This window comes from Streptomyces hygroscopicus subsp. hygroscopicus (assembly GCF_001553455.1).
GTDB classification, from domain to species: domain Bacteria; phylum Actinomycetota; class Actinomycetes; order Streptomycetales; family Streptomycetaceae; genus Streptomyces; species Streptomyces hygroscopicus.
Genome location: NZ_BBOX01000310.1, coordinates 22,989 through 35,836, shown reverse-complemented (window position 1 = coordinate 35,836; position 12,848 = coordinate 22,989). Strand labels below are relative to the sequence as shown.

Genomic DNA, 12,848 nt, shown 5'->3' with positions numbered 1-12,848 from the left:
TCGCCCGCGCGTCCCGTCCGGTGCCCGCGCCCCGCCGCTCGCGCCCCGTCCTGTGCCCGCGCCCCGCCCGTTGCCCGCGTGGCCCGGTCGTCTCCCGCATGGCCCGCCCGTTGCCCGCGTGGCCCGGTCGTCTCCCGCGTGACCCGCCCGGCGCCCACGTGGCCCGGTCGTCCCCGGTCGGTCGGCGGCCACGAAGTGCGGGGATATCCTTTACCAGTAAAACACCTGCTAATATTTTGATATGCGCAACACCACGGACTCCGCCACCCGACAGCCCCCCGTCCGCAGACTCCCGCTGTCCGGCGTGCTCCGTGTCAACCGGCCCTCCGACATCTGGTTCAAGCCCGCCACCAGCGTCGCGGTGGCCGCCACGCTCGTCCTGGTGCCTCTGCTGATCACCGGCCGGAGCGAGCTGGCGATGTACGTGATGTCCGGCGCGTTCTGCGCGCTGTACGGGCACCACCTGCCGTACGCCGCCCGCGTCCGGGCCAGTGTCTGGGTCGTGGTCGGCATGACCGCGGGCATGGCCGTGGCGCTGATCTGCGCCTCCCTCGTCCACAGCGTCATCGCGCTGATCGCGATCGCCTCGGTGATCGCCGGCCTGCAGAAGGCGGTCTGCGACGCCACCCGGATCGGCCCGCCCGGCCATGTGATCCTCGTCTTCGTCGTCTCGGGCACCCTCTTCGCACCACAGGAGCTGTCCGAGGTGCCCTTCCACACCGCGCTGACCTTCGGCGCCGGCGTCGTGGGCGCACTGGTCACCCTGGCCCCGGCCCTGGTCCGGCGCGAGGGCCCCGAGCGCCGCGCCACCGCTCGCGCCCTGGAGGCGTCCGCCGGCTACCTCCTCTCGCCGGACGGCCCCGGCCGGCACCGCGCCCGGCACACCGCGGCGGCGGCCGTGCAGGGCGCCTGGCAGTCCCTGCTCGCCACCGGGAAGCGCACCCCCGTACGGCGCGCCCTGGAGCACCTGGTGCTGCAGGCCGAGACCGCCCTCATCGGCCCGCCCGGAGCGAGCGATCCCGGCCGGCTGCGCGCGTGGGCCCGCCAGGTGCGCGGCCGCGGCCCGCTGCCCGGGGTGCCGATGCCGGCGGGCACCGGCGAGGAGCTGCTGGGCATCGACGCCGAACGCGAGGGAAGGCGCGAGCAGGGCCGCAAGCGGCTGGTCCGGGCCCTGCCGCGGCCCGGCTCGCCCCTGCTGCCCATCGCCGTGCGCTGTGCCGTCGGCTGCGCGGCGGCCGGCTACGTCGGACTGGCGCTGGGGGTCGGCCACCCGTACTGGGCGGTCGTCTCGGCCTCCGCGATCTACCAGGCGAACATCACCCTCACCTGGCACCGTGTGCTGCAGCGCCTGGTCGGCAACGTCTGCGGGGTCGCGGTCTTCGCCGCGGTCGTCCCGCTGGCCCGGACCAGCGTCGTGGTGCTGGCGATCCTGTGCGTCTTCTTCAGCTTCTGCAACGAGATGCTGATCAGCCGCAACTACTGGCTCGGCTCCGTGTCGGTCACCCCGATGGCGCTGCTGGTCACCGAGTTCGCCAACGTCCGGCCCACCGCGGAGCTGATCACGGACCGGGTGCTGGACACCCTCGCCGGTGTCGTGGTCGGCATGGTCGTCGCCGTTCTGATCACCAACCGGCGCACCGGCGGCCGGATGGAACAGGCGCTCACCGCCGCCGAGCGGGCCACCGACACCGCCGAGCGCGTGCTGGCCGCTTCCACCAGCTCCGCCGCCGAACTGGCCACCGCCCGCCGCCGGCTCACCGCCAGCCTCGTGGTGCTGCGGGAGGCCGCCGACACCGCGGCCGGCGAGTGGTGGCAGCGGGCGCTCCCCGAGGAGAGGCTGATGCGGACCGAGCAGCGGGCGCACCGTACCCTTGCCGCGGCGGTACGACGGCAGGGGCTGGCGGAGGACCGGCATCTCTTCGAGGAGCATGAGGCATGACCGACGACACCGTGGCCGCGGTGGTGTTGCAGTGGCAGGCCGTCCACCCGGGGGTGGACACCAGCCCCATGGAGATCATCGGCCGGATCAACCGCTGCGCGCTGCTCCTCCAGCAGGCGGAGAGCGCGCCGTTGCGCGACGCGGGTCTGTCCCGAGCCGAATTCGACCTGCTGGGTGCGCTGCGCCGGACCGGCCGCGACCTGACCCCCGGCGAACTGGCCCGGGAGACGTTCGTGTCCGGTGCCGCGGTCACCAAACGGCTGCGGCAGCTCACCGAACGCGGCCTGGTCGAGCGGCACACCGACGACCGCGACCGCCGGATGGCGCATGTGCGGCTGACCGAGGCGGGCCGGGAGGTCATCGATACGGTGCTGCCCGCCCAACTGGCCTTCGAGCGCGGCGTACTGGCCGGACTGGGCGCGGACCGGCGCGACGAGCTCGCCGGGCAGCTGGGCGAACTGCTCATACAGCTGGAAGGGCGACTGGGGATGCACCGCCGCTAGGACGATGGCGGAGCGGCTGCCGTGCCCCCGCCCGGCCGTCCCCTCGCCGACGGCATCCCGAGCCCCGTCGGCCTCGCGCGCTTCGCCGACGAGCCGTGGGTGCGGCTGCGCCGCGAGGCGTCACCGGACCACCACGACCGGTTCATGGCCACCTGCCGCCGGGCCCGTCCGTGCGTTATGTGTTGTGTGTTGTGTGCGTTGTGCGGCCGGTCCGGTGAGTGCGAACATGACGTCCTTTCCGGCTCGGGGGACCCGAGCACCGCCTCACGGTAGCCACGGATGCGGAGCGGCTGCCGTGGATCGCCCGGAAGTGAGAGGCGCGGCGGCCGTGACGACTCGGAAACCCGGTGAACGCCCTCGTCGACACCGCCGAGGAAGTCGACACCGCCGAGGAAGTGGACCACGGCAGCTTCTCCGGTGCGAACAACCCGGTCACCTCGGCGGTGTCGTCCATGGCTCAGCAACGTCCACACCCCCGAGGCCCATGGCATCGACGCGGGCGTGATGCGCGCGGCCGAGGGAATGGCCCGCCGCGCCATCGGACTGGGCCATGGCACCGACGGGTTCATCCGCGTGGCCGAGGTTCTGGGCCGTCGCTGAGGCTTTGGCCACCACTGAGGTTCTGGTGCGCCGCTGAGGACCGCCGGATGTGAGGTGTCCGCGTCGTGAAGGAGGCTGGTGCGGCCGCGGCGGTGTGCGAGATGCTGGTGCGCCCGAGAGGATCTTCGGCATACGGAGGTTTCCCACTCATGGCGGTATCAGACGCCGCGGAGCAGTCCTTACCGGCAGCGGGCAGCTACGAGATCGATCCGGCGGCATCCACCGTTCGCTTCACCACACGCGCCTTCGGGCTGATCCCGGTCCGTGGGACGTTCAGCGTCACTCAGGGCCGGATCGTCGTCGCCGGGACTCCCGAAGAGTCGTCGGTGGACGTCGAGATAGATGCGGCCAGCTTCGCGTCCGGCATCCAGCGGCGCGACGACCACGTCCGGTCACCCGACTTCCTGGACGTGGCGCGGCATCCCACGATCGGCTTCCGGAGCCGGGGCGTGGAGCGGTCCGCCCGGGGGACCTCGCTGCGAGGGGAGTTGACGGTGTGCGGAGTGACGCGTCCGGTGGCCGTCACGATCGACGGCGTCGTCGATGAGGGTGAGCGGATCACGGTGAACGGCGCCGCCTCCGTCGACCGATACGCCTTCGGCGTCAGGAAGGCCAGGGGCATGGTGGCTCGCCGCCTCCGGATCACCCTGGAAGTCGTCGCACACCGCTGAGTGCCGCCTCGTCCGGCAGCGCCCGGCGCCCACGGCCTTTTCTGGGCTTCCCCCGCGCGGGGCGCGTGGCCCGCGGTGCGCTCCGGCCATGGCTGACGTAACAGGTCGCGCGGTGACAGGCGGGAGCCTCAGCCGAGCGCGGCGGTCGCGGGCCGCAGTTCCTGGAGCGCCTCGCGGGCGAGGTCGGCAAAGGCCCGCTGGTCGGCCGGATGGCTCCAGCGGGCTACGGCACGGTGGAAGGCGAGGACGCCGAGTTCGGCGGCGAGGCGCGCGGTCGGCTCCGGTACGCCGCACTCCTGGACGCGTGGGTCACGGCCGCGACGAGCCCGGCGTTTTCGAAAGCGGTGCGCGCTCCTGCAACTCCGCGTTCTCCGCGTGACCGCCGGCAGCCGGGGCCCGAACGCGCGGCGGCCGGGCGTGAAGCCTTCACGCCGGGGCAGGGCACCGACGCCGAGACACCTCACGCACCCCGCCTCCGGACGGGGCGACGACGACTGATCAGCTGATCAGTCGTCAACACACTTGGGGTACTTCGAGCCCCGATTGCAGTCGTGGTAATCGTACTTACTGACCCGGAATTTCTTCTCCTCGCCCCCCTTGGCCGGATCGACGACCAAGTAGAACTTCTTTCCGTCCTTGACCTTGTCGGTGACCCGCCCGTCGGGACCCCGGTCGAAATCCTGCGCGCAGCCGGCGAGCGACGCGAAAGCGGTCATGACCAAAAGAGCGGCGGCAAGGCGACGCATATGGTGCTCCGTTCAGCTCGAGTACCGGGACAGTCTAAGAGAGGCGCGACACCGCCGGTGCCGCCCCGGACGCCTGTACCCAGCGACAACGAGGCCATTCGTCAAAGCGTCGAAGAAGGACCAGGAAACACCCCCGAGCCTTCCACCAAAACACCACACCGCGCGCCCGATCCGCCGGAGAACCACGGCGTACGGGGCCCGGCGGAGACCATCGGACGGCAAACGCGGCGCAATGCTCGGGGGGCGGATTTCCGTATCGTTCGCAATACGTTCATACGTTCCACTGATCGCTTCTTGACCGTCGGCCCCTGTGCGATGCGCGGCCGCGTGCATTCTCCGCCGTGCGGCGCATGGCCCGGTCAGCGCGTCATCCGGTCACCTTGGCGAGGAACGCGGCGACGTTCGCCACGGTCCGCTGGATCTTCTCCTCCAGCGTGAGCGACTCCTGGGGCCGTGAACCGGCGCCCGCGTCCTTCTTGCCCCGCACATACAGCGAGCAGGCCAGGTCGCTGCAGATGTAGGCGCCGACCGAATTGCCCTGCTGCCTGGCCTTGCCCGCCTTCGGCGCGACCATCAGGGAGACACCGCCCGTGTGGGCGGTCAGGCACATCGAACACATACTGCGCCGCGCCTGCCAGGAGGCGGGGCCGGGACAGCGGAGCGCGAGGGCGACCGGACGGCCCTCCAGCGCGGTGACGAGATAGGCACGATCGGGTGCCTGGGGATCTCGCCAGCCCAGGTAGTCCAGGTCGTCCCAGGGCCGGTCGGCCAGGTCGCGCGGGACGGACAGGCGCTTCGCCTCGCCCTTGGTGCAGTTCACGAACGCGGCACGGATCTCTTGCTCGGTCAGCGGCTTCATATACGACAGGCTAATTTGCCTAAAGGCATTAGGCAAACGCATAATCGGTACAGCCGAGGGAGAGGAAGGGCATGGCACGGGTAGGACTGACCGCGGAACGCCTGGCCCGGGCGGGGGCCGAGCTGGCCGACGAAGTCGGCTTCGAGCAGGTGACCGTCTCGGCGCTGGCCAGGCGGTTCGACGTCAAGGTCGCGAGCCTCTACTCGCACCTGAAGAACTCACAGGACCTCAAGACCAGGATCGCCCTGCTCGCTCTGGAGGAACTCGCCGACCGGGCCGCCGACGCCCTGGCCGGGCGGGCCGGCAAGGACGCCCTGACCGCCTTCGCGAACGTCTACCGCGACTACGCGCGGGAGCACCCCGGCCGCTACGCCGCCGCCCAGCTGAGGCTGGACCCGGAGACGGCGGCGGCCAGCGCCGGGGTCAGACACGCGCAGATGACCCGGGCGATCCTGCGCGGCTACGACCTGACGGAGCCGGACCAGACACACGCGGTCCGGCTGCTCGGCAGCGTCTTCCACGGTTACGTCAGCCTGGAGTTGGGGGGTGGGTTCAGCCACAGCGCCCCCGACAGCCAGGAGAGCTGGTCGCGCTCCCTCGACGCCCTCGACGCCCTGCTGCGGAACTGGCCCGCGCCCTGATCCGGGGGCGGTGGGGAGTGACCACCGCAGGCCGGCCGCCGAGGGCCGACCACCGAGGGCGACCACCGGGGGCGGCGGACAGTCTCAAGCCGTCAGCCGCGAGCCCTCGGTCTCGCGACGCGTCGAAGCACCGACGCGTCCAAACCGTCCGAACCGTCCGAATCTAAACCATCCGAACCATCCGAACCATCCGACAACCACCGATCAACAGGCGGGGACCATGCACACCACCGAAGACCACTGGATCACCACGCCCATCACCGCGGACATCCTGCGCGGCGCCCTGGAGCTGGAGCGCACCGCGCACGGGGTGCTCCCGCACCGACTGCCCGCCTGGGCCCGCGCCCAGTGTGCCGACCCCCAACTCGCCATGGTGGAGGCCCAGCCCTCCGGCGTACGGCTGGCCTTCCGGACCCGGGCCACCGCCGTCGAACTGGACACGCTCCCCACCAAGCGGGTCTACTCGGGCGCCCCACCCCGCCCGGACGGCGTGTACGAGCTGCTTGTCGACGGCCGTCCGGCCGGTCAGGCCAGTGTGACCGGCGGCAACACCCTGACCATCGACATGGCCACCGGGGCCACCGAGAACCGGCCCGGCCCGGCGGGCACCCTCCGCTTCACCGACCTGCCCGGCGGGGCCAAGGACGTCGAGATCTGGCTGCCGCACAACGAGATCACCGAACTCGTCGCCCTGCGCACCGACGCCCCCATCGAGCCGGTACCGGACCGGGGCCGCAAGGTCTGGCTGCACCACGGCAGTTCGATCAGCCACGGCTCGGACGCCGCGAGCCCCACCACCACCTGGCCCGCGCTCGCCGCCTCCCTCGGCGGCGTGGAACTGATCAACCTGGGCATGGGGGGCAGCGCCCTGCTCGACCCGTTCACCGCCCGTACGATGCGCGACACCCCCGCCGACCTGATCAGCGTCAAGATCGGCATCAACCTCGTCAACGCCGACCTGATGCGTCTGCGCGCCTTCACCCCGGCGGTGCACGGCTTCCTGGACACGATCCGCGAGGGGCACCCCACCGCGCCCCTGCTGGTCGTCTCGCCCATCCTGTGCCCCATCCAGGAGGACACGCCCGGCCCGCTGGCCTTCGACTTCAGCATGCTCGCCGCCGGAAAAATGCGGTTCCGGGCCACCGGCGACCCCGCCGAACGCGCCGCCGGGAAGCTGACGCTGGGCGTCATCCGGGACGAGCTGTCCCGGATCGTGCGGCAGCGGGCGGCCGACGACCCCCATCTGCACTACCTCGACGGCCGTGAACTGTACGGCGAGGCCGATGTCGCCGAGCTGCCGCTGCCCGACGAGCTCCACCCGGACGCCGCCGCCCATCGCCGCATGGGCGAACGCTTCGCGGCGCTGGCCTTCGCCGCGGACGGTCCGTTCGCGGACCACAGCGTCTGACACCCGCCTCGGGCCGCGCCACCCGCGCCCGTGACTGGGGCCTCGCCACCCCGCGTCCGTGGCCGGGACCGCGCCATACGCGTCCGTGGCCGGGGCTCTTCGGAGGGAACCGGACGGGGCGCGGGGGCGTCGCACACCGTCTGTGGGCGGTCGGATCGGTACAACGAGAAGGTCTGGCCGCTCTACAGGAGGTAGCCGTGATGGGGACGCCCGATGTCTGGGTGCGGGTGAACAGCGTGACGTTCGGCAGCCGGATGGTGCGCGCCGACACCGTCGAGCAGGTCAGATGGGACAGGAAGACGCCCCAGCATCTGATCCTGACCCTCCATGGCGGTGACGAGGTCCGCCAGGACGTCCGGCCCGGCGAACCGATCGGCGACATGGACGACACCGAGGGCCCCGATCTCGCCGAGCACCTGGTGAGCGCGATCGCCAGGGCCGCGGACCGGCCCGGTGGTCACATGCTGGACCTGAAGCGCGATGAGAACACCGGAGCCGTGGGGTGGTTCCGCACCCCGCTGGTGGACAAGCCCTGGGCCGGGTGAACCGCACGAGGGGCGCCGGGCACCGAAAGGGCGGGGCGCGGCGACCCGCCGGGCCCGGCCCTTTCGGCGCCCGGCCCTTTCGGCGCCCAGCCCTTTCGGCGCCCAGCCCTTTCGGCGCCCAGCCCTTTCGGTGCCGGGCCCCCGCCGCTCCGGGGCGGCCCGGCACCGGCGCCCCCGGTACCGGGCAGGCCCTACCCTGGTGGCCGTGCACATCTGCTTCGTCTGCAGCGGGAACATCTGCCGGTCGCCGTCCGCCGCCCTGGTCTTCGCCGCGCACCTGCGCCGGGCGGGACTCGACGGCGCGGTGCGGGTCAGCAGCGCCGGCATCGGCCCCTGGCACGCCGGTGAACCCATCGACGAACGGGCCGGTGAGCTGCTGGCCAGGCACGGCTACCCGGTCGAGCACATCGCCGCCCAGATCGGTGCCGAGCACGGGGACGCCGATCTGTTCCTGGCGATGGACCGCGGCCACGAGAAGGCGCTGCGCCGGCTGGTCGACGACCCGTCCCGGGTCAGGATGCTGCGGTCCTTCGACCCGGACGCCACCGGTGACCTGGACGTCCCCGACCCGTACTACGGCGGCCCGGAGGGGTTCGACGAGGTGCTGGCCATGATCGAAGCCGCGGTGCCCGGCCTGCTGGCCTGGGTGCGCGAGCGCCTCGGCGGATGAGCGCCCGTCCCGCGGCCGGGACCGGCGAAGACCCGGGTGCCGCGGCGGCCCGCCTCACCGGCCGTCCGGTGACCGGCCGGCGCTCGCTGTCCGGGTCGCTCACCGAGGTCACACTCGACGGCGGGCACAGGGTGATGGTCAAGCGCGCCGACGATCCGGGCGCGGTACGGGCCGAAGCGGCGGGGCTGCGCTGGCTGGCCGACGCCGGTACGGTCCGCGTCCCGGCGGTGCACGGGCACGACCGGCACTGGCTGGTCACCGACCAGGTGCCGGCCGGACGGCCGGACGCCGGGGCGGCGGCCCGGTTCGGCCGTGACCTGGCCGCCCTGCACGCCACCGGCGCGCCCGCCTTCGGCGCCCCGCCGCCCGACGGCCCGGTGGACGCGTACATCGGGCTCGCCGCGATGCGCAACGTCCCGGGCACCGACTGGCCGCGCTGGTACGCCGAACACCGGGTGCTGCCCTATCTGCGCCGCGCCGTCGACGACGGCACGCTGCGCCACGGCGAGGCGGAGGTGATCGAGCGGGCCTGCGGGCGGCTGCCCGAGCTGGCCGGTCCCGCCGAGCCGCCCGCCCGGCTGCACGGCGACCTGTGGAACGGCAATGTCCTGTGGGGCGCCGACGGGCGGGCCTGGCTGATCGACCCGGCCGCGCACGGCGGCCACCGGGAGACCGACCTGGCGATGCTCCACCTGTTCGGCTGCCCGCACCTCGACCGGGTGCTGGAGGGCTACCAGGAGGTGGCGCCGCTCGCCGGGGGCTGGGCCGACCGCATCGGACTGCACCAGCTCTTCCCCCTGCTGGTGCACACCGTGCTGTTCGGCCGCGGCTACGCCGAGCAGGCGCTCACGGTGGCCCGGGAGGCGCTGCGGAGGTGACCCGCGCGGGCGACACACGCGGGGTCGCGACCCCCGGGATGAAACCCCGCGTCCCCCTACATTGGGGTGTTGCAACGGCCTCTTGAACTGAAGTATGTCGGCGGGGTTTCATCCCGGGGGTCGCGACAACTCCTCGTACAGGTCCTCCAGGGCGGTGCGGTCGTCGTCCGTGCCGGTGCGCGGGGCGGCGAACCAGCGCGCGTACTCGACGATCTCGGAGAGCCGCCAGTCGAGGGCGAACAACTCGACCATCGCGGGGTCGGGGCGCAGCCGGTCCCCCGCGCCCGCCGCGAGCAGATCGGCGTAGTCCCGCTCGGGCGGCGCGACGGCCAGCGACTCCCAGTCCACCAGCTTCAACCCGCACTCCCCCACGACCTGGTTGTCGTTGTGCGGCTCACCGTGGGTGGGCACCCACAGGTCCCGGCGGCTGCGGGCGAGGTCCGCGAGCTCGAGGTAGCGGACCGTCCAGCGGGCGATCGCGGCGTCGTGTGCGGCGAGCACGGCCCGCGCCTCCTCCGCCAGCGGGCCCGACGTCCAGGGCCGGGCGGTGCGCGCCCGCAGCTCGTCGGCGAAGCCGGGGCCGACCCGGGGAGTCCAGTGCCGCACGCCGGGTGGTGGGGTGGCGCGGTGCAGCGTGGCCAGTGCGGCTTCGACCCGGCGAACGTGCTGCGGCTCGGACGCCTCCGCCTCGGTGGGGCTCCGTCCGTCCAGCCACGGCGTCACGCTGAGCACACCCGCCTCGACGCCGACGGTGAACCGGCCGGACGACCGGGCGGGCAGCGGCGCGCACACCACCTCCAGACCGGCGGCGGCCAGTGCCGCCGCGCCCGCGTAGGCGGCCTCCAGCGTCTCCTCGGTGTGCCGGGGCTCCAGCTCGTCCAGCGTCACGAACAAGGTCGTGCCGCCACCGGCCACCCGCCAGTGGTATGCGCCGAACCCCCAGGGCAGGTAGTCGGTATCGGAGACGTCGGGGAGCCAGTGCGCGGCGACGGCGTGCGCGATCGCTTCGTCGCTGATGGAGGAAGGGCGGGACAGCACGGACACGATCCTAGGAAGCGCGCGGGCCGCCGTCATGCGGATCTCCGCCGCCCGGCGACGCTCGTGCGGCGGTCCGATGGTGATCGTGCGCGGCGGGGCGGCGGCACGCGCGGTGTGCACCGCGCGGTGGGCGGAGTGCAGCAGCGCCTGCGCCTGTGGCAGGAACGCCGCGCCGGCGGCGGTGAGGGTGCTGCCCTGGGCGGTGCGCTCCAGCAGCCGCATGCCGAGGGCGTCCTCCAGCCGCTGGATCTGGCGGCTCAGGGAGGGCTGGGCGAGGTGCGGCGCCGCGGCCGCCCGGGCGAAGTTCAGATGCTCGGCGACGACCGTGAAGTAACGCACCAGCCTCAGATCGAGGTCCGGGTCGGGAACGGGCTCCGGAGCCGGCGGGGTTTCGCCGGACGCGTCAGCTCCCTACTCGTCATAACTCGTCATACCGCTGGTGCATCACGGGGGTGCGGCATCGGCCTGCCCGCCGCTCCTGCCCTCCGCGCACAGGATCAGCCACGTGGCCGAGCCGTGGCGGCGTCGGCCGAGGACGGCGTGGTCATGCCTGTGGTGGGGACGACGGTCGGGCGCCAGGAGCGGAGGCCGAGGCAGAGCGCGCTCGCAGGATTCCTTCGACGCCGTCCAGGAAGGTTTCGCAGACCAGTTCGGGGTCGGAGAGACAGCCGGCGGCCATGGCACCGTCCCGGAGCATGACGAGATGCCGGCCGGCGGCGTCGGCGGGTGCGTCGCCGATCTGCGCCAGCAACTCCGTGACCGTCTCCAGGAACCATTGCCGGTGGGCCAGGACGGCCTGGTGGATCGGATGGGCGGGGTCGGGGTATTCGGCCGCCGCGTTGAGGAAGGCGCATCCGCGGAAGCCCGGGGACTGGATGCCCGCGGCGATGAACCGGCTGACGGCCCGGATCTGGTCGGTCGCCGACCGCTCGCTTGCCCGCGCGGCCTCGGCCTGCGCCCGGATTTCCCGGTCGGCCTGGTCGAGGTAGGCGAGGACGAGTTCCTCCTTGCCCGTGAAGTGGCGGTACAGCGTGGCGCGGGTGACCTGCGCCTCCGCGATGATCCGGTCGACGCCGACGGAGTGGATCCCCTCCGCGTAGAAGATCCTGGTCGCGGTGGTCAGCAGCCGCGATCGCGCTTCCGACGTGCCGTTGCCTCGTGTGCTCTGGCTCATCCCCCCAGATTATCGAACCGCGAGGGAGAACGATCGGTCTTGACAAGAGGCACGCCCCTCCTCTTGGATTCCGAACTAGACCGAACGTTCTCCTCCCAGAAGCGTGGTGCCTTCATGGCTCTCCGTCGCACGACCTTCCTCACGGGCGCGCCGCCGACCGCCTTACCCGCCGTCGGGGCCCGCCCTCCCGCGTCGGCCCAGCACCCGGCCGGGCGCCACCGGGGCCGCCGCGCCCAGCACCGCCGCGGCCTGGAAAACCCTTGTGCCCTCATCCCCGGCCGCCAGGCAGGACCGCGCTCCCGCACCCGGCCTCGACACCGCACGGCCGACCGGATCGGCGCGCACACACGAGTCGACGCTTCCCACGCCCTGATGGCGAGCCGGCCCGGCGCGGTCGCGCGCCTGATCGAGGAAGCGGGCCGGAGCACCCGATGACCCGGCCTTCCCGCTTCAACACACCGTCATGGAAAGGCACTCTCATGGACACCCTTGTCGCCACCGCCCCCACCACCAGCGTCCCCGCAGCCCTGCGCAAGCTGTACTTCCTGCGCTTCGCGTTCGCCGCCGGGTGGGCCGCCCTGCTGTTCGCGACCTCCTCCGCGCTGAGCCCGTTGAGTGCGACGCTGCTGGTGATCTACCCGCTGTTCGACGTGGCGTGCGCCGTCGTCGACGTCAGGTCCGCCACGGCGAACGGCGGCCCGGTCCGTGGCCTGTACGCGAATATCGCGCTCAGCGCCCTCACCGGCATCGGCCTGGCCGTCGCCGCCACGTCCGGCATCCCGGCGGTCCTGCGGGTCTGGGGCGTCTGGGCCGTCACCGCGGGCATCGTCCAGCTCTTCGTCGGCGCCGTCCGCCGCCGACTGGGCGGCCAGTGGCCGATGATCGCCAGCGGCGCCATCTCCACCCTCGCCGGCGCGTCCTTCTTCGCGCAGGCGGGCAAGGCCGACGCCACTCTGGGCTCGCTCGCCGGGTACGCGTTCCTCGGCGGTGTCTTCTTCCTCGTCTCCGCCCTCCGCCTGGGGCGCGCCGCCAAGGAGGCATGACCCCGGCTCCGAGGAGCACGGGCCGCGTTCGGCCCACGAGACCCAGCACACGCACCGGCAGCGCGAGCCCGCACCGCCGGTACCGGGCGACGGGCGCGCGAGGTCAACGAACGCATCGGCTACGCGGGCCGGG

The 12,848-nt window shown here is 72.8% G+C and carries 12 protein-coding genes and 2 pseudogenes; 10 read left to right on the top strand and 4 right to left on the bottom strand.

Translation table 11 applies throughout. The features are described 5' to 3' along the window. Positions 1-241: 241 nt before the first annotated feature. The 4 genes and pseudogenes from AXW62_RS28525 to AXW62_RS28515 all read left to right on the top strand — a co-directional run bounded on the left by AXW62_RS28525 (position 242) and on the right by AXW62_RS28515 (position 3,713). Positions 242-1,939 (top strand): FUSC family protein, encoded by a 1,698-nt coding sequence (locus AXW62_RS28525; protein WP_060947048.1) that lies wholly within the window; start codon positions 242-244, stop codon positions 1,937-1,939. After that, complete coding sequence (locus tag AXW62_RS28520) at positions 1,936-2,442, top strand: MarR family winged helix-turn-helix transcriptional regulator (protein WP_060947047.1); 507 nt, start codon at positions 1,936-1,938, stop codon at positions 2,440-2,442. The genes AXW62_RS28525 and AXW62_RS28520 overlap by 4 nt, the downstream gene beginning before the upstream one ends. A gap of 380 nt (positions 2,443-2,822) precedes the next feature. Beyond that, positions 2,823-3,042: pseudogene (locus AXW62_RS46190) on the top strand (imine reductase family protein); the annotation flags it as partial. Positions 3,043-3,191: 149 nt separating this feature from the next. After that, on the top strand, positions 3,192-3,713 hold the full coding sequence (locus tag AXW62_RS28515) for a YceI family protein (RefSeq protein ID WP_060947046.1): 522 nt from the start codon (positions 3,192-3,194) through the stop codon (positions 3,711-3,713). Positions 3,714-4,219: 506 nt separating this feature from the next. Here the strand turns inward: AXW62_RS28515 and AXW62_RS28510 are convergent. Beyond that, on the bottom strand, positions 4,220-4,459 hold the full coding sequence (locus AXW62_RS28510; protein ID WP_030836387.1) for a hypothetical protein: 240 nt from the start codon (positions 4,457-4,459) through the stop codon (positions 4,220-4,222). 367 nt (positions 4,460-4,826) lie between these two features. Further along, positions 4,827-5,318, bottom strand: a complete 492-nt coding sequence (locus AXW62_RS28505; protein ID WP_060947045.1) for an FBP domain-containing protein — start codon at positions 5,316-5,318, stop codon at positions 4,827-4,829. A 71-nt stretch (positions 5,319-5,389) separates the two neighbouring features. Between AXW62_RS28505 and AXW62_RS28500 the strand changes: the two genes are divergently transcribed. From AXW62_RS28500 to AXW62_RS28480, 5 genes are all read left to right on the top strand, one after another. Further along, positions 5,390-5,959 (top strand): TetR/AcrR family transcriptional regulator, encoded by a 570-nt coding sequence (locus tag AXW62_RS28500; protein ID WP_060947044.1) that lies wholly within the window; start codon positions 5,390-5,392, stop codon positions 5,957-5,959. 220 nt (positions 5,960-6,179) lie between these two features. Beyond that, positions 6,180-7,367 carry a GDSL-type esterase/lipase family protein gene (locus AXW62_RS28495; RefSeq protein ID WP_060947043.1) on the top strand — a complete coding sequence of 396 codons (1,188 nt, stop codon included), beginning with the start codon at positions 6,180-6,182 and terminating at the stop codon, positions 7,365-7,367. 200 nt (positions 7,368-7,567) lie between these two features. Next, positions 7,568-7,912: a hypothetical protein gene (locus tag AXW62_RS28490; protein WP_030836375.1), complete on the top strand. Its 345-nt coding sequence runs from the start codon at positions 7,568-7,570 to the stop codon at positions 7,910-7,912. 205 nt (positions 7,913-8,117) lie between these two features. Then, positions 8,118-8,582, top strand: a complete 465-nt coding sequence (locus AXW62_RS28485) for a low molecular weight protein-tyrosine-phosphatase (protein WP_060947052.1) — start codon at positions 8,118-8,120, stop codon at positions 8,580-8,582. Beyond that, the gene (locus AXW62_RS28480; protein ID WP_060947042.1) at positions 8,579-9,460 is read left to right on the top strand and encodes a fructosamine kinase family protein; all 882 of its coding nucleotides are present in this window, start codon (positions 8,579-8,581) and stop codon (positions 9,458-9,460) included. The genes AXW62_RS28485 and AXW62_RS28480 overlap by 4 nt, the downstream gene beginning before the upstream one ends. 1,110 nt (positions 9,461-10,570) lie before the next feature. Here the strand turns inward: AXW62_RS28480 and AXW62_RS46770 are convergent. Both AXW62_RS46770 and AXW62_RS28470 read right to left on the bottom strand, forming a co-directional pair. Then, positions 10,571-10,846, bottom strand: a pseudogene (locus AXW62_RS46770) (LysR family transcriptional regulator); the annotation flags it as partial. 196 nt (positions 10,847-11,042) lie between these two features. After that, positions 11,043-11,672 carry a TetR/AcrR family transcriptional regulator gene (locus AXW62_RS28470; RefSeq protein WP_060947041.1) on the bottom strand — a complete coding sequence of 210 codons (630 nt, stop codon included), beginning with the start codon at positions 11,670-11,672 and terminating at the stop codon, positions 11,043-11,045. Positions 11,673-12,151: 479 nt separating this feature from the next. On the opposite strand from AXW62_RS28470, the gene AXW62_RS28465 reads away from it, so the two are divergent. Continuing rightward, positions 12,152-12,715, top strand: a complete 564-nt coding sequence (locus AXW62_RS28465; RefSeq protein ID WP_060947040.1) for a hypothetical protein — start codon at positions 12,152-12,154, stop codon at positions 12,713-12,715. Positions 12,716-12,848: the final 133 nt, after the last annotated feature.